Source organism: Bacillus sp. CD3-5 (assembly GCF_006349665.1).
GTDB classification, from domain to species: domain Bacteria; phylum Bacillota; class Bacilli; order Bacillales; family Bacillaceae_G; genus Bacillus_A; species Bacillus_A paranthracis.
Genome location: NZ_VEPX01000004.1, coordinates 154313 through 180214 on the forward strand (window position 1 = coordinate 154313; position 25902 = coordinate 180214).

Here is a 25902-nt window from a genome sequence, read left to right on the forward strand (position 1 = left end):
TTCATAATTATCATTTTATTACTATGCAAGAGGAGGAATTAGTATGGCTCAAGCAAAATCTAACCGAGTCGCCGGCAATATTTTCAAAGGTTCTGTCGGCAATTTAATTGAATGGTATGACTGGTACGTTTACTCTGCTTTCGCTGTTTACTTCTCAGCAGAGTTCTTTCCTAAAGGCGATCCAACGAGTCAATTATTGAACACAGCAGCTATTTTCGCAGTTGGATTTTTAATGCGCCCTATCGGAAGTTTATTAATGGGACGTTATGCAGATCGGCACGGACGCCGGGCAGCATTAACGCTTTCCATTACGGTTATGGCCGGTGGTTCTTTAATTATCGCCTGTACACCTAGTTACGAAAGCATCGGTATTATGGCGCCTATTATTTTAGTTCTCGCCCGTTTACTGCAAGGATTATCACTTGGCGGAGAGTACGGAACTTCCGCAACGTATTTATCTGAAATGGCTAGTAGTGGTCGCCGCGGTTTTTATTCAAGCTTCCAATATGTAACGCTCGTTGCGGGGCAAATGGTTGCATTAGGCGTTCAAATTGTTCTTCAGCAATTACTAAGCGAACCAGATATGAAAGCTTGGGGATGGCGTATTCCATTCATTATTGGCGCGATGGGCGCAGTAGCTGTATTATGGCTTCGCCGTACGATGGATGAATCGGAGCAGTTCTCCAACATAAAATCACAAAAACGCGAAAGCGCAGGAACCGTTCGCGCGCTTATGAAACACCCGAAAGCAGTACTAACAGTAGTCGGCCTAACACTCGGAGGCACCGTTGCATTCTATACGTACACAACATATTTACAAAAGTTCATGGTAAACACAGTCGGTCTTCCGAAAGAAATTGTAAGCTGGATTAACTTTGTCGCACTACTTATTTTCGTCGTACTTCAACCGATTGCAGGGCTACTATCCGATAAAATTGGACGCCGCCCACTATTAATGGCATTCGGTATTCTCGGAACATTACTAACAGCACCAATCTTCTTCTTTATGGAAAAAACGACAGAACCAATCGTAGCATTTTTACTCATGATGGTCGGTCTTATTATCGTTACTGGTTACACTTCCATTAACGCAATTGTAAAAGCAGAACTCTTCCCGACCGAAATTCGTGCACTCGGCGTAGGTTTACCGTATGCACTAACCGTCGCGATATTCGGCGGAACAGCAGAATTCATCGCTTTATGGCTAAAGAGTATCGGAATGGAGTCATTATTCTACTTCTACGTAGCTGGATGTATCGCGATAAGTTTTATTACGTATTGGCGTATGGCAGAGTCATCGAAGACTTCGCAGATTGAGGCGGAGCTTGGTGGTGGGGATACATCCGTTAATAATAAATCTAGTTAAAAGTATGTATTCTATGATCTTCGTTTACCTGAACTCGATTTGCTTTATCTAAAAAAGCTTAATTGATTCATATATAATTTAAAAACCCAAAATTCTCCCTCCTCTTAAAGTGGAACAAATTTATTACTTAGAGTGTCTAATAAGTGTATTTCTAATTTGAAAGTAAACTTTTAAATATTAGTTTACTTTCATTCCCCCTTAAACATTGACTTCTCAACAATTCCCTTGATATCCTCAATTCATATAAAAAAAGTATACATTCAAAACACTATAAATAAAGATGTCGTAAATCCATAAATAAAAAGTCACACCTTATTGATGTACAACTCAATTGAGATTATTGAAAATGGACTACTTATTGAATCCGCCACATTTTTAGAAGATGCTCGATCTAAAGTCTGTACGAGTGAGCCTAATAAAATGAGTAAAAACACATTCTTAGATTTGGATATGAAAATTTCTTTCATTTTATGGACATTAAAAAAGCTTATGCAGGTTATACATAAGCTTTTTTACTCATGATTAGATATTTTTCAAATGCTACACCTTAAAGCAAGTCTTAAAAAGATTAAATATAATAGTCAGGATTTTCATCCATTTTAATTAAAAATTCTTCTAAAGAATCCGCTATTTTCTCATCCTCAGAGTAAATAGGACATTGACCTAATTCATTTTCCTCTTTAAATTTAATGGTTAAAAAGTTAAGTTCTGTTACTTCAAAAAACACTAATGATTCATTATCATCTACATCATCTAGGTTAGGATTATATTCATAAATATCTTGCCTTAAACGGAAATCTGCAACTGAAATCGGATCCATAAATCTGTTGAAAAACGTTTTTTTATCAGACTTTAAAAACCCACAACCTATTTCTTGATAAAAGCGTTTCAGTTCTTTTGGGAGTTCCATTTGTAATAAGCTTTCTGCCTCATCTATCCCATCTTGATATATAGGATAGAAAATAGGTTTTTGTTTAAAACAAACACTTCTGTCTGCCACAACATATTCTTTCAAAAAATTAAACATAATTTTTAATACCCCCTATTAAAGAAGAGTTATTTTTAACGCTTCCTCAAGCATTGTATTAAAATCATTATATGTGTTCATTACCGTACCTGATGGTTTATCAAGTTCTAAATAAGTACCGTCTGATAAACTCTTACAAAACCACGCAATATTTGAATCGCCAAAGAAAAGATGCTCTTTTTGAAATTCATTTTCATACCAAATATCATTGGTTTCTATAAGCCCGCAAATTGATTCGTCCCTTTCTGTATCTAACAAATAAGAGTCAACTCCATAAAATACTAGCCCGTTAAAATCTAATCCATTTACATTTTTAAGAAACTCCTCATATTCACTCGGCAGGTCAACATTAAAACTCTCTTTCATGCGTTCTCTTAATTTCTGAACCTCACTATCTGTTGCTGGTGTATTCAGTTTATCATTAAAACTTTTCTCTATTTTTTCAATTTCTAAAATCAGATTTTTCCACATATAAATTTCACCATTACTTCAGCTTGAATCAGTTCAAAAATTTCTTTTTCATTTCCCTCATAATTGTTTAACATTCTTAGAACTTCTAAAACCTTTGCATCCATATCACTAACTCCTATCAATTATTTTAGGACTTTCTTTTACATGTTTGCTTCTGAATCCCATACCGTTATAAATTCAAAACCTTTTAAATCACTTTCTAACACTGTATTTCTAAATTCATCTGATACAAAAACGGAAGGAATATGTAATATTTCATTTAAGTAAACTTTAAATATTGTTTGGTTCTTAACCATATTAGGTAAGAATGCGTATTTTTTGCAATCTATTACTAAGCCAGAAGGTAGTTTCTTTAGTATAGCTTTCTCATAGTCAATAGCATCTATTGCATTTAAAACGTTAATTATATAATACACTTCTCCCGTCACATCATGAATTAGGGGAAGAAATTCTACATTATCACCAAGTATAGACTCTAAGAATTTTTTAGCTTTCCCACTAACCATTGTTGTACCAACTTCTCCCCAAAAATGAGGCAAATCACTTTGATTTCCTTCTTCTACACATTTAATACGTATTTCTCCCCATGAGTCAGATGCTTTTACTGCCGAGTCAATTTTCCCTTCAAAATACTTTTTAGAATCTTCTTCTAAATTCAATAATTGAAAGGATTCATAGTCATCAAATGAACTCTTTAATTCCCAAATTTTCATTTTTTACTCTCCTTTGCTATTTTTCTAGTATAAATAAGATTACTCTTTCTTCGATTTATTTAATTTTAATTCACTATTCAATAAACGTTCTCTGATATCATGTTAAAATAAAATTCTATGTTAACTTATAACAAAAAAGAGGAGCCCTCTCCTCTTCATAAATAAACACTATTTAATTTGTTCCTTATACTCATTGTTAACAACTACATACCATTTTCCTGTATCAAATTTTTCTTTATTAATCACATAAACTTTATTTTGTCTCTTTACTTCCCCTGGTTTTAATTCCTTAGTAATACTAGAGGTCTCACCTTTTTCAACATCATAACTACTAGCTGCCCACACATCACTTTGGTAAGCATTATCATTTTCATCCACTAAATCCACTGATGGTAAAAAGGCTAATTTCATCGGTTCGCTTGTGATATTTTTCCCTTCTGCTTCTACAACAATAAAGACATGTCCATCTTCAGGTTTTTGGAATCCTATACTTTCTTTACCAACCTTATCTCTTTCTACAACTCTTTTTACAGTTACATCAAATTTAGGTGTATGAAAATCCTTGTTTACAGCATACTCTTTTTCTTTTATTTTTGATTTCTCTTTTGTTTGTTCTGTATTTTTCTGCTTTGTATTCTCTTTCGTTTTCGCCTCATCAGTTGTTTGCACTTTCTTTTCTTCTTGTTTAGAATTAGTTTCTTTAGATTCTGAAGAAGTTTTGTCGGATGTATTGCCGCAACCAGATAAATTGAATACTAAAGCGCCACCTAAAATACATGTAGTAAATTTTTTCAACATCTCTTTTTATCCCCCAATAACACGATATATAAATTCCTTACTTATCATAGCAAAAAATACGATCTTAAATTGTTGCATCTTGTCGAATGATTAAGAATAATCAAGTTACTTTACGTCCATTGAGGTAGTCCTCCTATGTATGGCGTAAAATAGACATTTACGTTTGTCATGCTCCTATTATGGCAAAGCAATTTGTATTTTCCCTGTAGTTTGTCTGTAGCGGAGAACATCAAAAAAGACCGGCAGGAATAATCCTGTCGGTCAAAGTGATAAAGCTTGGTTGCTAACATCAGGGGTGCAGACGCCTTATAACAAAATGGCTGAGATAAAACAGATAGGCGAAATATAATACTACGCAAACGGTTACTACCAGGGCAAATATATTTACAACCTTAACAGTCCTGTTTTTGAAAATCTTGAACAATAAAGCATAAATACCAATGCCGATTACCCCTCCAAGCGTATTGTCAAGTACATCAGTAATATCGCTTCTTCCCATTGCGAAAATGAATTGTATAGTTTCAAACGCCAATGTCAAAGCAACAATTGGAAGAACTTTCTTCATAAAAGGCCATTTGTTTTTTAGCATACAAATATATATACCTAAAGGGATAAAAATAAATATATTAGCTCTTATTTCTCTAAAATCAATAGTTCCGCTATCATCGAAAGACCCCTGAAACGGAATCAGATTGATTACTCGTATCCCATCTGATATTTCAGAAGAAAAAAACGGTAATTTGAAGAGAATGACGCCTGTCAACAGCAGCATATATACTACAAACAATGTAATTGTAAGTTTATTTCGGTTTTCTGATTTCATTATTTTTTCTCCTTGTGTTATTTATGCCTTTGGCAAATCCATCCAAAATAGAACGCCATCCGGAACGTTTTCCAAAGCATATTCAATGTTCATTGCTTCCAACGTTTTCCGCACGATGGTCAAGCCTAAACCGCTGCGCCCACTTTTCCGACCCCGCACTTTATCCATACGGTAGAACGGGTCAAATAACTTAGGCAGAACTGTATCGTCTATCCTTGCATCTGCGTTTAGTATGCAAAGGCGATATTGTTTAGCCGCAGGCTCGCTCCATATCCTGATTTCACCGCCTGTAGGCGTATTCTGTACTGCGTTCAAAATGATATTGGAAAGTGCTTTTTGAAGCATTTTAGAATCGACAAGGCAGTTTTGTCCGTCAGGAATGTCCATAACAATGCACTGACCGTTTGCTTCAGCTAATATCTGAAAGTCAGGCAGTATGTCAGCCACTATTTGCCTGACTTTCAGTTTTTCAAAAGCCTGAGAGATTTCCCCATCGCTCAGGTTGACAATCTCCAGTATCTCGGAAATCACATCGTCCTGCGCGTCCATCATCTTCACGCATTCGCGCAGGTATTTGGGATGGTCTTTGTAATCACCTACATTTTCGAGCATACCCTCCAGCAAGATACTTGTTGCCGCGATAGGCGTTTTTAGCTCATGTGAAGCCGCCGAAAAGAAATATCGCTGTGCTTCCTCCATTTCCCTTACCCGCAGGATTTCATTTTCTAACCGGGAAATGGTATCTTTCAACTTATCGTACATAGAGTGAATGTCACGCGACAAATCGCCTAATTCATCCCGGCGTATAGGTAGGCTTTGCGGTACATCTTCAAGCCTTGTCATTTTCCCGGCGTCATCCGCCAGTCGCTTGATGGGGTTGGTTATCTGACGTGCAAAAACATACGCGCACACAAGGCAGAGGGCGAGTATAATGGCAAACGCAACAAATGCCCGCACAATTATTTCATTGTAAAAGGCAGTTAAGCCCGGTCTGGTCTGGGCGACGACAGAATAGCCGCGGGCTTTATCATTATGCACCACATAGTAAAAGTCACCATTGAAATTATCCGAGGTATCAGCACCCAACGTAGCGTAAATCACGCCGCCATTATCATCTATAATGCAAAACTCAAATGATTGGTTGTTGTCATGAAACCTTTGTGCTGCTGCGGGAATATCGTTATAATCACTATTTTTTACTCTATTGACCAAAGGCTGATAGGACACTAATATTTGTTCCCTTTCAACTGCTCTGTACAGTGTTAAGAATTGACCTGAAAACAATGTGGCAGTTACGAAAACAATCAACAGCATAGCAACTATCGTATAGGCAAAAATTTTAATAAATATCCCATTCTTTTTCATGAAGTTTCCTCCAATCGGTAGCCCACTCCGCGTACTGTTTTGATGATATTATTCGGTAGCTTCGCCCGTAGGTTTTTAATGTGAGTATGCACGGTGCTGCCATCACCGTCAAAATCGTAGCCCCACACGCGGGACAAAATAACTTCATGAGATAGTGTTCTGCCATTGTTTTGCACCAGTAGCATTAAGATTTCAAACTCTTTAAGGGTCAAAAGTAATTCTTCGTCATCATAAAAAACCTTGAAATCTTCCGGCAAAAGTGTCAGCTTGTCATAGTGAAGTTCCTTTGCCACCGCACCGCTGCGACGGAGCAGCGCCTCCACACGTTTCAGCAATAACTGAATCTTAAATGGCTTAGTCACATAATCATCCGCTTCCGCATCAAATGCTCTGATTTGATTCTCATCATCGGAAAGAGCGGTCATCATCAGAACCGGCGTATTATTCAGCTTACGGAACTCCCTTAAAAGCTCATGACCGTTCATTCCCGGCAGCAAGATGTCAAGAATGACAAGCTGATAGGTGTTATCATAAAACTTGCTATGCGCTTCATCCCCGTTAAAACAGGCATCCACCTTATATCCCGCTCCAGATAAAAAGGCTTTTACTGTATTGCAAATATGCTCATCGTCCTCGACAAGCAGTATTCGTATATCCATAAATGTATACCTCCGTAAAAAAGATAACACAGCAATCTGTATTTTCCCTGTAGTTTTAAGATTTATTTATTTCGTTCGTCCATCAACAGGTTCTACGGCATCCTCTGGAATAGCCCGTGTCCAGCCGATCTGAAATGCCCCATTTCTCACTGGCTTCTTTCGCTGTCGCCAAAACTCATTACCAAAAACAAAGTGCCGATGATTAGTGGTTAATATCTTTTTGGCAATGGCTTAAGCGAAAATATTACAATCAATTTTTATAGTTTTGACTGCTTACCGTACAAAATTTCCGAAATGTTGGTGGTACGCCTTCAAATAATTCTTCAATTTCTTTTTTGTTTATTAGAACTCCCCTCCTATTTATTCAAATCTACGAATTCATTTTACATCACTTTTAACTTTATTTTTTGCACGGTAAAAATTAACAAAATAACAATAAGAGATTTACTTTTGTTTTCAAATGACTTTATTATCAATATACGCTCCCACACAAAAGAAAAAAGCACCAGGTTCCCCCAGTGCTTTTCCCCACTCTAAAACAAATGACAAGCCACCTCATGCCCTTTCGCAATCTCGACCATCTTCGGTACTTCCTGTGCGCATTTTTCAGTGGCGAATTTGCAGCGCGTTCTGAATTTGCAGCCGGATGGTGAGTTGAGGGGGCTTGGTACTTCTCCCTCTAGAATGATCCGATCTTTACCTGTTTTTGTTGGATCTGGTTCTGGCATGGATGAGAGTAGTGCTTGTGTGTATGGATGTGCCGGTTTTGTGTATAGGTCTTCGCTGTCGGCAATTTCTACTATGTTTCCTAAGTACATGACTCCGATTCTGTCTGATATGTGCCTTACCATCGATAGGTCATGTGCGATGAATAAGTATGTGACGCCTGTTTCTTCTTGTATGTCTTGCAGCATGTTTACGACTTGCGCTTGGACTGAGACATCTAGTGCTGAGATCGGTTCGTCACATAGGATGAAATCTGGTTTTACAGATAGTGCGCGCGCGATGCTAATGCGCTGGCGCTGGCCTCCGCTAAATTCGTGCGGATAGCGATATAGATGTTCTTCTTTTAGGCCTACCTTTTTGAGCAGGTCTAATATGATTTCTTTTTGTTCTTCTTTTTCATAAGATCCATGAATGTTCATTGGCTCACTAATAATTTGGAATACGTTCATCGACGGATTTAATGATGCGTATGGATCTTGGAAAATGATTTGCATTCGTTTTCGATATTCTTTTAGTTCACTTTCCTTTAAACTTGCGATGTCTTTTCCGTCAAATAACACGTTACCTGAAGTAACATCATGTAAGCGAATGATGCTTCTTCCTGTCGTTGATTTTCCGCAACCAGATTCTCCTACTAACCCGAATGTTTCACCTTTTTTAATTGTGAAGCTTAAATCATCGACTGCTTTTAATTGCTCTGTTTTCCTGCCAAATAGTCCTTTTTTAATAGGAAAATACTTTTTTAAGTTCCGCACTTCAATTAAGTTTTCTTCATGCATGTGAATCACCTACCGCCCTATCATTTAACCAGCACATGGAACGTCTTTCGTCTCCGATTTCAAAATATGGCGGCCGTTCTTTTTCACAAATGTCCATCGCATGCGGGCAACGCTCTGCGAATGGGCAACCTTTTGGCGGGTGTAATAAGTTTGGCGTTACACCTTGAATTGGTGCGAGCCTTTCTTTTACACCGTTCGATATTTTCGGCAAAGAGTTTAATAGCCCCTTCGTATATGGATGATTCGGCGATTGGAAAATATCAAGTACAGGTCCTTCTTCCATAATAAGCCCGCCATACATAACGATAACGCGTGTACAGTTTTGCGCGACTATTCCTAAATCATGCGTAATAAGAAGTAACGCCATATTCGTTTCATTTTTTAAGTTTTTCATTAAATCTAGTATTTGTGCTTGTATCGTTACATCAAGCGCTGTTGTTGGTTCGTCCGCAATGAGAAGGTCAGGGTTACAAGACATCGCCATCGCAATCATAACTCGCTGCTTCATACCGCCGCTTAGTTCATGCGGATATTGTTTTACCCTTTCTTCTGGTGACGAAAGGCCGACTTGTTTTAACAAGTTAATCGCAATCTGCTCTGCTTCTTTCTTTTTTACTTTTTGATGCCGTATAATTACTTCCGTCATTTGCTTCCCAATTTTCACGACTGGATTTAGCGCAGACATTGGATCTTGGGAGATAAGTGAAATTTGATTTCCTCTAATAGAACGTAATTCTTTTTCAGATTTAGAAAGGATGTTTTCATTATGAAAAAGAATCTCTCCTTCTTTCACTTTCCCTGGTGACGTAACGAGAGACATAACGGACTTCGCCATTACACTCTTTCCGCTTCCAGATTCCCCAACGATACCAACTACTTCTCCTTTATTTAAACGAAATGTAACGCCGCGAACGGCTTCCACTTCTCCACTTTCTATGAAAAAAGAAGTCTTTAAATTTTTCACTTCTAGTAGTTTTTCAGACACGCTTCTCACTCCTTTCACTTAACACTTTAGTTTTCATTTCCAGCTCCTTTTGGTGCGAAAGCTTTCTTCAACGCTTCACCAATTACGTTAAAACTAAGTACCGTTAAAAGAATAAGGAATCCTGGGAAGAGTGTTAAATACCAAGCTTCACCGATATATCCTTGCGCATTGTTTAGCATGCTGCCCCAAGAAGAATCTGGTTCTCTAATACCTAAACCTAAGAAGCTAAGTGATGATTCCATTAAAATTGATGTCGCAATCGTTAATGTCGCGGCGATAATAATGGTTGATAAAATGTTAGGAATGATATGTCTTACAATAATCGTGAGTGATTTTTGTCCTGACACTTTTGCATATAAAACATACTCCCGCTCTTTTACAGATAGCGTTTCTGCCCTTACAATACGAGCGGTGTCCATCCATGTTAGTAATCCGATAATAAGAACTAACGTTGTAATTCCTGGTTTTAAATAAGCATTTAATAGTAACATTAAGAAGAATGATGGAATTGACATAAGCACTTCAACAACTCGCATTAAGAAGTTGTCTAACTTTCCGCCAAAATATCCGCTAATCGTCCCAACTGCGGTACCGATTGTAACAGATACAACCATCGCAAGGAAACCGACCGCAAGTGAAACGCGTCCACCATATAACGCCCTAGTTAAGTAATCTCTTCCGTAATCATCCGTTCCGAAAGGATGACTCACACTCGGTTCTTGTAAGCGATCTGGAATCGACATTTTACTAGGATCGTATGGTGATACAAATGCGAAAATCGATGCGACCGTTAAAACCGTAAGTATAATAACTCCCATTAGTACAAACTTATTTTTCGTAAAACTACTTTTTATCGTTTGAAATCTCCTATTATTCATTCCAAATCACCCCCTCATTCGAATGCGCGGATCTACTACGCCATATAAAATATCAGCAATTAAGTTACCGAGAATTAACATGAATGATGATAATAATGTAATTGCCATGATAATCGGATAATCAAATCTAAAAATAGCATTTACCCCGAGCGAACCAAGACCTGGCCATGAGAATACTGTTTCCGTAATGAACGCTCCGCCTACTAAACTTGGAATAGATAATCCGAAAATTGTAATGATCGGTATTAATACGTTTCGAAGTACGTGATTAAATAAAACGGTTTTCTTTGAAGCACCGTATGCATATTGAATTTGTACGTAGTCTTCTTCTAACTGCTGAATCGTACTGGAACGAATATATCTCATATAAACAGAGACGTTTTGGAACGCTAGCACCATACAAGGTAAAATGCCGTGCTGGACAATATCCAAGAAGGAATCTTGACCGACCGTACGCATACCCATGCTCGGAAGAAGGTTCAACTTTAAAGAGAATAAGTAAATTAATAGTAAAGCGAACCAAAAGACTGGCATTGAAATTCCCACATAAGAGATAAAGTTCACAATGCGATCAAAGATAGAATTCTTTTTTACACCTGTAAGTAGTCCAAGCGGGATTGCAATTACAAATGAGACGAGTAAAGATGATCCCATTAACCCAATTGTCGCAGGTAATCTTTCTACAATAAGGTCTAAAACAGGACGATGATTTTGCAGTGAATAACCAAAGTTCCCTGTTAAAATATTTTTCAGCCATAAAATATACTGCATATAAATGGGTTGATCGAGCCCTAAACTTTTGCGAATACGCTCAACATCAATTGGGCTCATATTCGGTGTGACAAAGTTTCGAACAGGATCACCTGGCGCTAGTTTTATTAATAGAAAAGAAATAATAGAAATAACAAATAAAAGCGGAATTGCATTTAAAAGCCTCTTCGCAATTACTTTATACACAAACTTCCCCCCTCAAGCTAAAGAAGCTGATTTCCACCAGCTTCTTTACTGTTTGTTTCTTATTTCACTTCATAAATCTTAGATAAATCTTCAAACATTGTGACAGGAATTGCTTTTGCTTCTTTTAATCCATCAAACTTTTTATCTACTGCAATAACAGCTTTCGGATACGCGATTGGTAGATAAGGTAAGTCTTCTCTAGCTGTCTCTTGAATTTTATGATATAGTTCTGCGCGTTTTGTTTTATCTGTTTCAACTGCAGCTTCTTCCCATAACTTATCGAAATCAGCGTTTTTATATCGTGCATAATTGTATTCAGCATTACTTAAGAATAAGCTCTTATATGAATCTGGCTCAGGTCCCATTATGTAACCACCAAATGTAATGTCATATTCTTTATTCTCTTTATCTAAGCCTTTTTCACTTGCCGCACTAGCATCTAATGCATTTAGTTCAACTTCTAAGCCAACTTCTTTTAACTTTTGTTGTGTATAAAGCGCTAAGCTTTCCATAATTTTATTATTCGTTACATACATGACGCGTACTTTTTCTTTATCTTTCACGCCAGCTTTCGCTAATAAATCTTTCGCTTCTTTTTTATCATACTTATAATCTTTAATGTCTTTTGCATAATACATAGCATCTGGCGTTAAAATTGAATTTGCTGGTTCTGCAAATTGACTCGAAACGAATGCAGAGTTAATCATTTCTTTCTTATCTAACGCATGCGCAATTGCTTGGCGCACTTCTTTTTTCTTCATAAGATCTGTATTTTGGTTATAAGATAAGTAGAATAATCTACCTTCAGGGAATGTCACCATTGAGAAGTTCCCAGTGCTATCTAATTTCTTAAAGTCTTGCGGCTCAATCATCTTCATATTGATTTGACCATTTTGTAGTGAAACATTTGCTGTATTACGGTCTTTTACAACGCGATATACGATAGAGTCTAATTTCGCTTTACCACCTACATAATCATCAAATCGATCTAATGCAACGTACTCATCAGACTTATACTCTTTAAACTTAAACGGACCTGATCCTACAGGTTGTAAGTTTTTCTTACTCTTCGCTAAATCTGCTTCCCCTTCAAATACATGTTTCGGAATTGGGAAGAAATCATTCATCACACCTTCAAAAGATGCACTTACTTGTGGTAAAACGAATTGAGTTGTTAACTCATCTACCTTTTTCACCTCAAGCGGTTTTCCTTTAAAAACAAAGTTTTCACGACTTGAGCTATTTTGCTTCTCATCTAAAATAGATTGGAATGTAAATGCTATGTCGTCTGATGTAATTTTCTTACCATCATGCCATTTCAAATTATCTTTTAACTTCAATGTCCACGTTAATTGATCCTCTGAAGGCGTAAAGCTTTCAGCAAGAACAAATTTCTTCTTACCGTCTTCCATATGATACAGCGGTGCATATAAAGCTTGCTGCACCGTTAACGACACACGATCATTCGCATAAAGCGGATTCATCGTCTCTGGGTTATCGCTAACGCCAATCGTTAATGTTCCTCCATCTTTCGGAGTCCCTGATTTACTAGTGCCCGCTTGCTTCGAAGAATCTTTTCCTCCAGAACAAGCCGCTAATGCAATAAGTAGTATTAGGACAAATGGTAATGCAAATAATTTCCGTTTCATCTTTCGGCCCCCCTCAAACTAGTTATACCCATAAGAAAACTCGGAATTAATCCCGAGTTTTCTTATAAGTTTTAAATTACCACTACCTCTATATAAAGTCAAACTTTTTTGTAAAACTAGAAGGTTTGAAATCTATTCATGCATTCTTGTGATAAACTATATTGATGCGAAGAGCAAAATAAGTTAAAAAACTAGTAGCCTAAAAAATTTCTCTTAAGTGATTGTTATATATGATTGAAAATATAGAATGAGATTAAAGATAAAAAAACACTTTTTAGGAGGTTATCATGACATTTGATGAATTGAAAAAAAACAAACCTACAACCTCATGGGTTGAGTATGATGAAGATGGGGAATTTTTCACTGAAGAAAATATAAGTGCAACAAATAAGGTTCTTGACACTTACATTAACAATTTACAGCAATTAGGTGAGAATCCAACCGAGGCCGAAGTCATGCAAGTTGTTAAAGAGGTAGTTCTTAAATTAAATGAACTAAATATCGAACATGACCATTTTATCGAAACAATGGAAAGAGAAGATCTCTATGAATTTATCGATGCAGCTGCACGAATAGGTGGCTTAGAATCCGAAGAAGATATAACTGAAGAATGGCGGGAATGGTAAAAAAGCTGCACCTCTAATAATGAAATGCACGGCAGTCTAACAAAGGACATCGTTTGAGACTCTAAGCCTTAAACAGATTAGCTACCAATGGCTTCATAAAACAGATGCCATTGGTAGTTCTATTGGAGTAATCTAACTTATTACCTTCGATTCTTAAATCCCCAACCAGATACTAAATAGTTTTGCGTTTTGTTTATTGTAACGCGGATTACCTTCTTCTTATCATTTTTAGAATAACCTTCTACATCAATAAAACCCTCACGTACTCCATGTAAAGTCTCGACTTTAGTAACTACAAGATCTATATTTTCTTTATCCGTCATGTATTTTATTGCTACTTTTGAAGCTTTATCTTGCGTAATATTTTTGCTGTACATTGTATAAAATATGTAGCCTATTATTAATAATAAAATTGTTAAAATAGCAATATTCATCCTGTTTTTCTTATTCAATATACCCTCTCCTTAAGAAGATTTATAATATAACTATAAATCTTTTTTAAGACGATGGAAATGCTAGTAGTGGTTATGGCGATACTGTACAGCAGTTATAAAATTTAGAAACCTGCAGAAATAAATGACGCAGTTTTTCATAACACCTAAAATAACTTTGATGCAACTCTTTACTTTTCTTGGAAAGGACCAAATGTTATTACCCCTCAACCCAAAATTAAAAAGACCACCAAAAGGCAGTCACTCAAAACTCAATCCTATTCCCAACCCCACTCTCCACCGCTTTCTCATACAAATACTTCGCAACAATAATATCCACTACCGCCAAACCAACCGATTTAAAAACAGTAATCTCTTCATCGTTCTCCCTACCTGCTTTTTCCCCGCTTATAATTTGACCTAGTTCAGCATGGATATCGCTTCCTTTGAATAACCCTTCCTGCATCGGAACTTGAAGGTCCCCTGTCTCTTCTAATGCTGCTTCTTTTGATTCGACTACTACTTTGTTTGCGCTCGTGATAGCGTGGGATGGTAGTTCTTGCATGTTCGGTTTGAATGAGCCGACGGCGTTTATGTGGACGCCTTTTTGTAGTTTTTCTGAAAAGACTGGTGTGGATGCGTTCGTAGTTGTGACGATGATGTCTGCTTCGCTTATTGCTTCATTCACATTTGTGTGAACATATGCAGGTTTATTGAATCTCTCTTGTATATATTGCGAGAATGCATGTGCTTTTTCTTCTGTTCGATTGTATAAAATGACTTTTTCGATATCTCTTACCGCAAATACAGCTTCAGCAATTCCCTTCGCCTGTTCACCCGTCCCGATTATGCATAACGTTTTTGCATTATGACGAGCTAAATGTTTTGTCGCTACTCCTGATAGGGCGCCTGTTCGAATCATCGTTAAGTAAGATCCTTCTAACAGTGCGAGCGGTTCTCCTGTTTGAAAGTCTGATAGCATTACAATCCCGTTTATCGTTTTCTTTCCTATCTTTTTGTTCTCGGGGACTACTGTTACTACTTTTAAGCCAAGTGCCTCAAGTCCTTCCGCTACTGAAGGCATAATTAATGCCGTATTTTTCTCGTTCGCAAATGGCAATGAGCCGCGAATTGGCGTGATCGTTCTTTCTGCGGAAAATTCTTTTAAAGCAAGCGCCGCGTATTCAATAACTTCGTTCATATTTACTAAATTTCGTTGTTCGTTCGCGCTTATGACTAGCATATCTTTCCACCTCCTCCTTCTATCCTAACAAAAATCCCCGATGCAAATCATCTCTCGGGTCTACAACGAACTGATGAAATCCTGTAATAAATGCATGCCCCGTTATTTTTGGAACGACAGCTTCATATGTATCTACTGCGGTTACCGACAATACTTCCCCTTCAAATTTCCCATCCGTAATGCATTCGTGGACGAAATTTTCTCCCTTTTGTAAGACATCTTTTTCAAAAAGAGTTGCGATTCTTGCGGAAGTTCCTGTACCACAAGGAGAACGATCTACTTGCCCATCAGCGAAGATCGTTACATTTCGTAAAGTTGCGTCTTCCCCTTTCGGTTCATCTGAGAAGATAACGCCGTATATTCCTTTTAACCCTTCTTCAAGGGGATGCTTCACTTCCATCTGGCTCTCAATGTAGTGCTTAATTTTACCGCCCCACGTTTGAATAGCAGCTAAGTCTTTGAAATCGACTTTCAAACCAAATTCTTTACTATCTACTACCGCATAAAAAGCTCCGCCAAATGCGATATCTACTTGAAATTCATATTCATCTATTTTAATAGGAACGTCTTTTTTGTATACAAATGAAGGAACATTTTCAAATGATACGGATTCTACTTCGCTCCCGTTATATGTTGCATACGCAATGACTTCCCCAGCAGGGCTATCGATAATGAACTTCTGTTTCTCACCTGTCACTTCAAACATACCAGTTTCAATTCCGACTGTAATAACAGCAATAATGCCATGACCACACATCGTACTCCATCCTTCATTGTGCATAAATAACACGCCAAAATCAGCGTGTTCACTTGCAGGCGGAGTAATGATACAACCGTACATACCGTGATGTCCTCTCGGTTCATACATAAGAACCTCGCGAAGATGGTCCAAATGTTTCATACAGTACATGCGTCTTTCTAGCTGCGTTTCTCCTTTTATTTCTGGCACGCCGCCTGTAATAATTCGGAGCGGCTCTCCAGCTACGTGAGCATCAATTGTCGTGTACACTTTACTAACCTTCATTTCTATCTCTCCCCTATATGTTGATACTATTTTTATTGCAAATATCATGCCAACGCATAGGGTATAGATTTGTATACATTGTGTAAAAAAGCATACACTACTGTCTATTTTTTTATACAGTAGAAGGTTGGCAGCCAGGAGTCTCCAACTAATCCCACCCCCCCAAAAATATATCAACGATTATCCAATTATATCAATCACAACTCCGAATATATCAACGATTCGACACAACATATCGACTTACCGACAAATTCCGCACTTTCACACCCAATAACCACCAACCAATCCCACACCCGGTCTACCGGAGAACACCCGAACCCCACTAAAAAATCCCCCGAAACTCGGGGGACTCATCAAACCCTAACCCCCACAACATCCGGCACTCGCTTCGCAATCTCCTCACCAATCTTTATACTAGCCGTTGCGGCCGGGGATGGTGCGTTGCAAATGTGTAGAGAGTTTATGCCTGGAATGATGCAGAAGTCATCAACCATATTGCCGTTTGATAAGATGGCTTGTGCCCTTACGCCTGCATGCGTTGGGATGATATCTTTTTCTGTTAGTTCTGGTATTAAGCGCTGTAAGCTTTTTAGGAAGGATTGTTTACTAAATGAGCGCACCATTTCTTTTATACCTTCTTTCATGTTTGGCATCGCCATTTTCCAGAAGCCTGTGTATGTCATTGTTTCCATGAAGTCTTTTATGTCGAAGTCTTTTTTCGTGTAGCCTTCGCGCTTGAAACTTAATACTGCGTTTGGCCCTGCATGTACGTCTCCGTTTATCATTCTTGTAAAATGAACGCCTAGAAACGGAAATTCAGGGTTTGGAACTGGGTAGATTAAATGTTTTACAAGCTGGCGTTTTTCTGGGACAAGTTCATAATATTCACCGCGGAACGGAACGATTTTCATATCCGTTAATATACCAGTCTTTTTCGCAATGCGATCGCTATGTAAGCCGGCGCAGTTAATGAGAAATTTCGTTTGAAATGTTCCTTTGCTTGTTTCAATTGTGACGGCGTCTTTTTTCTCGGTAATACGCTCTGCCGCTGTTCCTACATGTACTTCTCCGCCGCTTTCCTGAATGAGGCGAGCAAATGCGTAACTAACTCCTTTATAATCAGCAATCCCGCAGGAAGGAACACGGATTGCGCCAAGTCCTTTTACATGCGGTTCTATTTCAGCTAATTCTTCTTTATCTATTTTTGCAATATGTAAATCGTTTTGTAAGCCTCTCTCATATAAGTTATGTAAAAGAGGAAGTTCTTCTTTTTCTGTTGCGACAATTACTTTTCCGCACATGTCATAAGCGATATCATGTTCTTCACAAAATTGGACCATCGCTGCGTTTCCTTCTTTTGCAAACTTCGCTTTATAACTTCCTGGTTTATAGTAAATGCCAGAATGAATGACACCGCTATTATGTCCCGTTTGATGATGTGCGAGTTCCTTTTCTTTTTCAATGATTGCAATTTTCGCATGAGGGAATTTTTTCGTTAAAGCCATTCCTGTTGAAAGACCAACAATTCCTCCGCCAATAATAATAAAGTCATACATCCTACTTCCCCCTTAATAGTATAAAAGGCAGGTCTCTTTGCAAGACCCGCCGTACATATTATTTAGAAAAACAACCACGTTGACGCATGAGTTCTCTATATAAATCTTTATTTTTTTCGAATGCCGCTCTTCCGTGCATCCAAAATAAGTTGTTTAAAAGAACTAAGTCACCAACTGGTAATTTTAATGCATGTGTTGCTGGTGAGTTTTCAACAGAATAAGATAAGTCTTTCAGATAGTTTGCTTGTTCAATATTATCTGGATACGCAAACTGATCAATAAAGCAAATGCACGGTGCATTATTTACATCAAAGAATGTTTCACGATAGACGATTTCTTGCGAGTTTTTACTTGGCGGTGCTTTATACGTAATTTTTACAGATGCGAGCGAATGATCTCTAAACTTCTGAAGTTCTTCCCAATCGTCTAAATGTAGTAAACGTGATTCCCCGCCTACTGCATTTTGTTCTTCAATCTTCATCATAAGAAGCCAATCTGTCGGTTCATCAACGAATGTTCCGTCTGTATGAAGTGTAAATAATCGGTACGCTTGGCGAAGATAGGAATCACTACTATCCGTATCTTTCACATTAAATCTAGCATAATATGTTCCTGTCATCGCATCAAAATTTGGCGTTCCAATTAAATGCGTTAATGCGGTCGCAAATTTCACGTAATCTGCTGGATCTACAGTTTCACCTTGTACCCCAATCGTAAATCCGCCCGTTTCACGGTCATGAATAATGCTGCGAATGTTATCCATAAACGATTGCCCAAAAATCTTTCTCATGCTATCCGCAAGATTAAACCGAGAATACGGAATGTATTGGAGTGACTGCTCTGAATGCTCTTTTACCTCTTCAAAAAATTGCTTAAGCAACTGCTGATTTAAAACGATATGATATAAACGTTTATGCTCTGGATGAGGAACAATTTCATACCCCTCATATTTTTTTGCAAACTTCATTTTCGCACTTTGTTCTGTAATAATCGACATTTTAATTCCTCCCTAAATGAAATATGAAGAACGTATTGACGCTTTTTACAGACAGTTATCCTTATCTTCTATATGCTGAGATCCGGTCTTACTGCCCTAACAGCAAAAAGCCAGTCATACGTATCCACGACATAACAATCGCAGATACATACAACTGGCTCATAATTACGAGTGTTCTTTAATCTCTTAAAGTACAATAATAATAGACAGTACATATGAAAATATGTGTAAAACAGGTAAGCAAGATCGAATTTAGAGAAGGCTAATTTCTCGAATGGATCTTATTAATTAAATAATAATTCAAAATATTCTAACTGTCAATTCGTTTTTTATTATTTTCTCGACACACTTTACACATTTTACAAATCCCTTTGTTCTCTGCACACCCTCTTTTGTTCGTCTCTCGCTTTACAACCTGCACGTCATTTAACTTTTTCATATTCTTTGCCTCCTCAATATAAAAGGCCAGTCGTATCCCTTTAAAAGAAATACAGCTGGCTCTTGTTTATGGCTATATAAACTAGACAGTTTTTATGGTGTTGTTTCCTCGTACTCACCTTGTGGCTGTTCATCGTTTAAATAACTTACATATTGGCGATGTAAATCTTTTACTGCACTAACAATCGCATTTTGCGCTTTTCCTTGGTAATGATCTGTAATATCTTGAACGATTTCTTCAATACCATCTCGTAAACTATGTCCTCTCAAAATTTGAGCGACGAAGTCCCTACCGTGCTCTGTCGCAAGCGTACACGATGCTTCAATAATGACATGATATTTATGATCTGCCTCAATTGTAATTGTTAATGTTTCATACATACTACGAACAGCCATCCCTTTCGGAAGTCTCGAATGTCCTGCCATAAAAAATGTCCCTTTACGCATATTTCATCCTCCGTTACTATGTTTTTTAATGTTTATATTTGATCTACGTATACCGTCTTTATTCTCGTATAAAATTCTTTCGCCGCTTTTCCTTGTTCACGCGGTCCAGCACTAGAGTTTTTCATTCCACCAAACGGGACTTGCGGTTCTGCTCCTGCAGTTTCTGAATTCACATGAACCATTCCAACTTCCATATCATCAATAAATCGTTGCGACAAACTTAAATTATTCGTACAAATCGATGCACTGAGTCCGTATTCTGTATCGTTCGCTAAAGAAACAGCTGCTTCATAACTACTCACTTTAAATAAACAAATAACTGGGCCAAAAATTTCTTCTTTCGCAATACGTGCATCCCCGTCTACATTTTCAAAAATAGTTGGTAACACATAATAACCATTTTGTAATTCTGTTTCATTCGGTACGCTACCCCCATACAGTAAAGAAGCTTCTTCCTTTCCAACTTCAATCATCGATAAAACAGATTGCTGTTGTCCCTTTGAAACGCAGGGCCCCATAAATGTATCAGGATTTAACGGATTCCCAACTGCAAGAGCTTTTGTACGCTGCAACAGTCGATCCTTGAACGCTTCATAAATATCCTCTTCTACTATTACTCTACTTGTTGCAGTACATTTTTGCCCTGTTGACATAAATGCACCTTTTATCGCAATAGTGACCGCCTTTTCAATGTCAGCATCTTTTAATACAACTAACGGATTTTTCCCGCCCATTTCTAGTTGTACTTTCTTTCTCGTTTCAACCGATGCTTTTTGAATGATATTTCCAACATGATTCGAACCGGTAAAAGAAACCGCTTGTATATCTGGATTCCCTGTTAATTCTGCTCCAACTTCAGAGCCCTTTCCGAATACACAATTGATAACACCTGCTGGAATGCCTGCTTCATGAAACGCATTTACAAGATGGTACACCGATTTCGGCGTCACTTCAGCCGGCTTAATAACAATCGTATTTCCGTAAATAAGTGCCGGCGCCATTTTCCACGCTGGAATTGCAATTGGAAAATTCCACGGCGTAATTAATCCAACCGGCCCTACTGCCTCGCGCTTACTGTAAAGCATTGTACTTTCATTCGCAGACGGGATAATCTCTCCGATTGGTTGATTTGCTTCTCCTGCATAATATTCAAGAATGCTAATCGCCCGCCTCGTCTCTCCTATTCCTTCTGCAATCGTCTTTCCTTCTTCATTCGTTACATCCTGACCGATTTCATTTACCTTTTCTTTTAAAATAGCGGCTGCTTTCCATAAATAACTGGCTCTCTCTTGAAACGATAACCTTTGCCACGTATGAAAAGCTTCTTTCGCTGATGCGATTGCGACTCGTGTATCTTCTACTGAACTAAACGGAAATTCACCTAATACTTCCCCGTTATGCGGATTATAGTTTTTTACATATGCATTCGTGGAAGGTTCTTTCCATTCACCGTTTATATAATTGAAATACTTCATTCCCCTGCCCCCGCCGTTTTTATTTTGATCGTTTTGCAATTGCTGCTTCTAAAATAGTAAGCCCTTCTTCAAGCTGTTCATCCGTTATAACGAGGGGTGGTAAGAAGCGAAGTACATTACTATAAATACCTGCGCTTATCGTAATAACCCCTTTACTATGCGTTTCTTTCATAATCGCTTTCACTTCTTCTGATGCTGGCTCTTTCGTCCCTTTATCCTTTACAAGCTCAATGGCAGTCATAGCGCCAAGGCCTCTCACATCGCCAACTATTTCGTATTTCTCTTTCCAGCTATGAAACACTGTCATCATACGCTCGCCAATTTCTACAGCACGATTTACTAAATTCTCTTCTTCAATTACATCTAAAACAGCTAATGCAGCCGCACAAGCAGCCGGACTTCCTGAGAAAGTACCACCTAATTGACCCGGTCCAGGTGCATCCATCAAATCTGCTCTTCCTGTTACTGCGCTAAGCGGCATACCAGCAGCAATTGATTTTGAGAAAGTCATTAAATCAGGAGCTACGCCGAAATGATCCATTGCAAACAAGCTACCCGTACGAGCAAAACCAGTTTGAATTTCATCTGCAATCATAATCATTCCGTACTTATCACAAATATTTCGAACACCTTGTATGAACGTACTTGTCGGAACGATAAACCCACCTTCTCCTTGAAGCGGTTCCAAAATAATCGCAGCGATATTATCACTTGCTACTTCCTCTAACATAAAGCGTTCGAAATACGCTAAAATTTGCGCATCTACTTCTTCTTGCGACAGTCCTTCTTCCGCGCGGTAATAGTACGGATATGGTAATTTGTATACTTCTGATGCAAACGGACCAAATCCATGTTTATACGGTTTCACCTTACTTGTCAGTGACATCGTCAAAAGTGTACGCCCGTGATATGCACGCTCAAATGAAACAATTGCACTTCTTCCAGTAGCTTTTCTAGCAATCTTCACCGCATTTTCTACCGCTTCCGCACCGCTATTCGCAAACATCGTTTTTTTCTTACAATCTCCTGGCGTTAACTCATTTAGCCTTTCCGCGAGTGTAATATAACTTTCATAAGGTGCTACGTGAAAACAACTATGAATAGAAGATTCTACTTGATTTTGAATTGCCTTTACTACTTTCGGATGACAATGCCCGACGTTTTGCATACCAATTCCACCCGCAAAATCAATTAATTCATTACCATCTACATCCGTAATAATCGCACCTTTCGCTGATTGCACATACAACTCTGTAATATTGTAAGGCCCTTCTGGTACTGCATTTTTTCTTCTTTCATGTAATGTGCTAGATTTTGTAGTTATAATATCCTTCTTCTCTTTCAACATGGTCTATACCCCTTTTCTTATTCTTTCTCTAGGCTAATTTCCGAATCTTTTATCATCGTAAAATCATTTAACTTTTGCTTATCTAACTTTCTAACTCTTAAAAAGTAACTGATTATTACTAGGATCGTAGCGAGTAATGTCATGTAAAACTGCATACGCATATCTGCTATAAACGCTTGTGAAACAAATATCGTAATAATCATTAAAAGCGTTGCATATGTGAGATAAGGGAATAACCACATTTTCACTTTCAGCTTCCCGGCCCCTTCTCGTTCCCTTTCTCGCCTTAACTTGACATGTGAAACAGCAACGAACATATACATAAGCATCGTTACCCCGCCTGAACTATTCGCTAAAAATGCAAATAGTTTATCAGGAGATATAAATTTCAACATCGCGCAAACAAAAGCAAATACGATACTCGCATAAATTGCGATAACCGGTGTCCCTCTACTATTTAACTTTGCAAAAGCAGACGGAGCATCACCTTTTTTCGCAAGTGAAAATAACATACGCGAACTCGTATAAATCCCTGAGTTCATAACGGAAAGTAGCGATAAAAATACAACACCATTCATAATTTCTGCGGCTGCAGGTACTCCTGCCATATTAAATAAACTTGCATACGGAAGTTTTAATAATTCCTTATCCGTCCACGGAATAAACATAACTAAAATCGTTACTGATCCGACGAAGAAAAGCATCAGACGCCATACCACACTATTAATAGCTCGTATAACATTCTTCTCTGGATTTTCCGATTCTCCGGCTGCAATCGCTGCAACTTCACTCCCTGATAACGAGAATGAAATAAACACAACGCTCAACAAGACAGGAACAATTCCATTCGGGAAAAAGCCACCATGTTCTGTAATAATAGAAAGACTGGGTCTATCCACCCCCGGAACGAGACCAAAGAACATCGAAACGCCTAAAATTAAAAACGCAACAATCGCTACCACTTTAATAAGCGCTAACCAATATTCAAACTCACCGTACAATTTTACGGAATACACATTTGTCATCGTCATTAAAAGGACCATCCCTAAACTCGCGATCCATGCAGGCACAGAAGGAAACCAATTATTAATCATTACGCCTAAAAGCACCGCTTCAATCGCGATAATAATGACCCAGTTAAACCAATATAACCATCCGATCGTATACCCTGCCCACGGTCCAATTGCTTTGTTCGCATACGTTGCGAAAGAACCACTATCAGGATTTTCCGCTGCCATCTCCCCTAACATGCGCATCACGAGCACAACCATTAAAGCACCAATCATGTAGGATAAAATTGCAGCCGGCCCCGACGATTGAATAATCGTTCCACTTCCTACAAACAAACCGCCCCCGATGACCCCGCCAATTGAAATCATTGTTATATGCCGTGTTCTTAAATCTTTCTGTAACTCCTTTTTCTGTTTAGCCAAACAATTCACCAGCCCCTCCATTAGCATGAACGTGCGCCACAACCTATTGATAACCCTTTCTTTAAATCCCCTCCTAATTTAAATAAAAATAAAAAGAGCCAGAAAAACAACGCATACAACCGCATTGAATTTTACTGCCCCTATCCTTATGGCTCGTCCTCCTGCTAAGGAAGTTCAAGTGGAAAGAAGTTCCGCTATTTTCTTTTCAAAACATATATCCGGGCTTGCAGAGAGGCTAATCACTGTCATCCGATAATAAGTTAATCATAATACAAGTAGACAGAATATTCAATAATCACTTTCGCAAATTTCATGAATAAAAAAGAAAATTCTCTCCCCCTCCCACATATACTGTTCAAAAGCAAAAAGGAAGTGATCCAATGTACTACGGAACAAAAGGCTGGTACGTAGCTGAACTAAAAAAATTAGGCGTGCGTTATCATGAAGGACGCAAACTAGAAAGTTACCGCGGACACATCTTGCGCAATTTACTACTTGCACAACAAGAGAAATTAAAAGAACAGTAATATACTAATTTAGCGATATCGACGATTCTCGGAATATATCAGCGATTTCACACAATATATCGGCGATTTTTTAAATTTATCGACGATTCGACATCGAATATCGACTTATCGACAAATTTCGCCAAACCATTCCTCCATTCCACCAATCAATCACACATCAATACCAAACAAAAAAGGTCACCCAAACGGGTGACCTTTCTTCCTTATTCACAAATAAGAATTTGTCTAGAAAATGTTCCTTTTTTTGTAGTGCAGCGATCTATAATTTCAAATCCTGCTTCATGAATCATATCGTCCATTGTTTCCATTGTAACAACGACTACCTTTTTAGCAATGCGGCGCGCGCTTGAAAGAATGGAGAGCTGATTTTCTGGTGTTGCGTGCGTAAATAAGTCATATGGCATGTCGATAATTGCGACGTCGTAATTATCCGTAATCTCCTCGATCGGGCCTTTCGTTATCGTCCCATCGAATCCGAAGTGTGCAATATTTTCTCTCGCTCCAATCGCAACGAGCGGGCTTATATCTCTACCAACGATGTTAATTCCCATCGAAAGAGCTTCTACTACAACCGTTCCAATGCCGCAGCACGGATCAATCGCTCTTACTCCCTCTGGATTTGGCACCGCAATATTTGCAACGGATCTTGCAACGCGTGTGCTAAGAGATGTCGAATAGCTACGTGGTTTTTGTATATGATGATACCAAACTGGCTTACTCTCTACATAATGTCCAAAATACCAACGTCCGCCTAATGGAACAATACCAAAAGTACGCTCTGGATTGCGCACATCTGCTTCCGCATCAATACAATCTCCAATACGTCGTTCAATGATACGCCTTTCCGCATACTCTATTTTATTTTCCCCCTCAAGATCATTGATTTTCACGAAGATAACTTTAAACGTCATTTCTCCTAATTCAATTTCCTTTACTTGTTCCAAAATACTTTCTAAGTCGTCTCCTTCATACATAACCTCAACGCGCTCTTTCATAAAAGGACTTCTACTCGGGTCAATTTTGACATCACTTTTCAAAATATTAACGTGAGACTCCATTCCAAAGAACGAGCGCATTTCCAAGTAACATAAAGCACGCTCCTCCTCACGAAATGCATACGTATATATACATGCAGGTGTTTTCCTATAATTATTCAATCTA

The 25902-nt window shown here is 38.2% G+C and carries 25 protein-coding genes and 2 pseudogenes; 3 read left to right on the top strand and 24 right to left on the bottom strand.

Going from position 1 to position 25902, the window contains the following annotated elements; translation table 11 throughout:
• The first annotated feature begins 43 nt into the window (after positions 1-43).
• Positions 44-1366 (top strand): MFS transporter, encoded by a 1323-nt coding sequence (locus tag FH036_RS10355; protein WP_139895696.1) that lies wholly within the window; start codon positions 44-46, stop codon positions 1364-1366.
• Positions 1367-1686: 320 nt separating this feature from the next.
• Here the strand turns inward: FH036_RS10355 and FH036_RS10360 are convergent.
• The 13 genes and pseudogenes from FH036_RS10360 to FH036_RS10420 all read right to left on the bottom strand — a co-directional run.
• Positions 1687-1833, bottom strand: a pseudogene (locus FH036_RS10360) (Yip1 family protein); the annotation flags it as partial.
• 101 nt (positions 1834-1934) lie between these two features.
• The gene (locus tag FH036_RS10365) at positions 1935-2393 is read right to left on the bottom strand and encodes an SMI1/KNR4 family protein (RefSeq protein WP_139895697.1); all 459 of its coding nucleotides are present in this window, start codon (positions 2391-2393) and stop codon (positions 1935-1937) included.
• An 18-nt stretch (positions 2394-2411) separates the two neighbouring features.
• Positions 2412-2864 (bottom strand): YrhA family protein, encoded by a 453-nt coding sequence (locus tag FH036_RS10370; RefSeq protein WP_000265789.1) that lies wholly within the window; start codon positions 2862-2864, stop codon positions 2412-2414.
• A gap of 140 nt (positions 2865-3004) precedes the next feature.
• On the bottom strand, positions 3005-3577 hold the full coding sequence (locus tag FH036_RS10375; protein ID WP_139895698.1) for an imm11 family protein: 573 nt from the start codon (positions 3575-3577) through the stop codon (positions 3005-3007).
• A 168-nt stretch (positions 3578-3745) separates the two neighbouring features.
• The gene (locus FH036_RS10380; RefSeq protein ID WP_000913406.1) at positions 3746-4375 is read right to left on the bottom strand and encodes a hypothetical protein; all 630 of its coding nucleotides are present in this window, start codon (positions 4373-4375) and stop codon (positions 3746-3748) included.
• Positions 4376-4664: 289 nt separating this feature from the next.
• On the bottom strand, positions 4665-5198 hold the full coding sequence (locus tag FH036_RS10385; protein ID WP_139895699.1) for a VanZ family protein: 534 nt from the start codon (positions 5196-5198) through the stop codon (positions 4665-4667).
• Between the two features lie 21 nt (positions 5199-5219).
• Positions 5220-6563 carry a sensor histidine kinase gene (locus FH036_RS10390; RefSeq protein ID WP_139895700.1) on the bottom strand — a complete coding sequence of 448 codons (1344 nt, stop codon included), beginning with the start codon at positions 6561-6563 and terminating at the stop codon, positions 5220-5222.
• The gene (locus tag FH036_RS10395) at positions 6560-7222 is read right to left on the bottom strand and encodes a response regulator transcription factor (protein WP_139895701.1); all 663 of its coding nucleotides are present in this window, start codon (positions 7220-7222) and stop codon (positions 6560-6562) included. Before FH036_RS10395 ends, FH036_RS10390 begins: the two co-directional genes overlap by 4 nt.
• 533 nt (positions 7223-7755) lie before the next feature.
• Positions 7756-8727 carry an ABC transporter ATP-binding protein gene (locus FH036_RS10400; RefSeq protein WP_000544145.1) on the bottom strand — a complete coding sequence of 324 codons (972 nt, stop codon included), beginning with the start codon at positions 8725-8727 and terminating at the stop codon, positions 7756-7758.
• Positions 8720-9712 carry an ABC transporter ATP-binding protein gene (locus FH036_RS10405; protein WP_139895702.1) on the bottom strand — a complete coding sequence of 331 codons (993 nt, stop codon included), beginning with the start codon at positions 9710-9712 and terminating at the stop codon, positions 8720-8722. The genes FH036_RS10400 and FH036_RS10405 overlap by 8 nt, the downstream gene beginning before the upstream one ends.
• 26 nt (positions 9713-9738) lie before the next feature.
• Positions 9739-10590 (bottom strand): ABC transporter permease, encoded by an 852-nt coding sequence (locus FH036_RS10410; RefSeq protein ID WP_044792518.1) that lies wholly within the window; start codon positions 10588-10590, stop codon positions 9739-9741.
• Between the two features lie 6 nt (positions 10591-10596).
• Positions 10597-11547 carry an ABC transporter permease gene (locus FH036_RS10415; protein WP_046198798.1) on the bottom strand — a complete coding sequence of 317 codons (951 nt, stop codon included), beginning with the start codon at positions 11545-11547 and terminating at the stop codon, positions 10597-10599.
• A gap of 59 nt (positions 11548-11606) precedes the next feature.
• Positions 11607-13196, bottom strand: coding sequence for an ABC transporter substrate-binding protein (locus FH036_RS10420; RefSeq protein ID WP_139895703.1), 1590 nt, complete (start codon positions 13194-13196; stop codon positions 11607-11609).
• Between the two features lie 287 nt (positions 13197-13483).
• Between FH036_RS10420 and FH036_RS10425 the strand changes: the two genes are divergently transcribed.
• Complete coding sequence (locus tag FH036_RS10425; RefSeq protein WP_139895704.1) at positions 13484-13822, top strand: hypothetical protein; 339 nt, start codon at positions 13484-13486, stop codon at positions 13820-13822.
• 140 nt (positions 13823-13962) lie between these two features.
• Here the strand turns inward: FH036_RS10425 and FH036_RS10430 are convergent, their stop codons facing one another.
• The 10 genes from FH036_RS10430 to FH036_RS10470 form a co-directional block, all read right to left on the bottom strand.
• Positions 13963-14256, bottom strand: coding sequence for a hypothetical protein (locus FH036_RS10430; RefSeq protein WP_373995682.1), 294 nt, complete (start codon positions 14254-14256; stop codon positions 13963-13965).
• 262 nt (positions 14257-14518) lie between these two features.
• Positions 14519-15496 (bottom strand): ornithine cyclodeaminase family protein, encoded by a 978-nt coding sequence (locus tag FH036_RS10435; RefSeq protein WP_139895706.1) that lies wholly within the window; start codon positions 15494-15496, stop codon positions 14519-14521.
• A 19-nt stretch (positions 15497-15515) separates the two neighbouring features.
• Positions 15516-16568 carry a proline racemase family protein gene (locus FH036_RS10440; protein WP_139895707.1) on the bottom strand — a complete coding sequence of 351 codons (1053 nt, stop codon included), beginning with the start codon at positions 16566-16568 and terminating at the stop codon, positions 15516-15518.
• A gap of 305 nt (positions 16569-16873) precedes the next feature.
• Positions 16874-18076: an L-2-hydroxyglutarate oxidase gene (lhgO, locus tag FH036_RS10445; RefSeq protein ID WP_139895708.1), complete on the bottom strand. Its 1203-nt coding sequence runs from the start codon at positions 18074-18076 to the stop codon at positions 16874-16876.
• A gap of 58 nt (positions 18077-18134) precedes the next feature.
• Positions 18135-19073 (bottom strand): glutarate dioxygenase GlaH, encoded by a 939-nt coding sequence (gene glaH, locus FH036_RS10450; RefSeq protein WP_139895709.1) that lies wholly within the window; start codon positions 19071-19073, stop codon positions 18135-18137.
• Between the two features lie 310 nt (positions 19074-19383).
• Positions 19384-19512: a hypothetical protein gene (locus FH036_RS27400; RefSeq protein WP_257469592.1), complete on the bottom strand. Its 129-nt coding sequence runs from the start codon at positions 19510-19512 to the stop codon at positions 19384-19386.
• 92 nt (positions 19513-19604) lie between these two features.
• Entirely contained in the window at positions 19605-19958 is a 354-nt protein-coding gene (locus tag FH036_RS10455; RefSeq protein WP_002170612.1) for a DUF3870 domain-containing protein, read from the bottom strand.
• A gap of 32 nt (positions 19959-19990) precedes the next feature.
• Positions 19991-21433 (bottom strand): aldehyde dehydrogenase family protein, encoded by a 1443-nt coding sequence (locus tag FH036_RS10460; protein ID WP_139895710.1) that lies wholly within the window; start codon positions 21431-21433, stop codon positions 19991-19993.
• A 19-nt stretch (positions 21434-21452) separates the two neighbouring features.
• The gene (gabT, locus tag FH036_RS10465) at positions 21453-22781 is read right to left on the bottom strand and encodes a 4-aminobutyrate--2-oxoglutarate transaminase (RefSeq protein ID WP_139895711.1); all 1329 of its coding nucleotides are present in this window, start codon (positions 22779-22781) and stop codon (positions 21453-21455) included.
• A 17-nt stretch (positions 22782-22798) separates the two neighbouring features.
• Positions 22799-24223, bottom strand: coding sequence for an amino acid permease (locus FH036_RS10470; RefSeq protein ID WP_139895712.1), 1425 nt, complete (start codon positions 24221-24223; stop codon positions 22799-22801).
• Between the two features lie 317 nt (positions 24224-24540).
• Between FH036_RS10470 and FH036_RS10475 the strand changes: the two are divergent.
• Positions 24541-24741: pseudogene (locus FH036_RS10475) on the top strand (YflJ family protein); the annotation flags it as partial.
• A gap of 203 nt (positions 24742-24944) precedes the next feature.
• Here FH036_RS10475 and FH036_RS10480 read toward each other — a convergent pair.
• Positions 24945-25898 (bottom strand): TRM11 family SAM-dependent methyltransferase, encoded by a 954-nt coding sequence (locus tag FH036_RS10480; protein ID WP_139895713.1) that lies wholly within the window; start codon positions 25896-25898, stop codon positions 24945-24947.
• Positions 25899-25902: the final 4 nt, after the last annotated feature.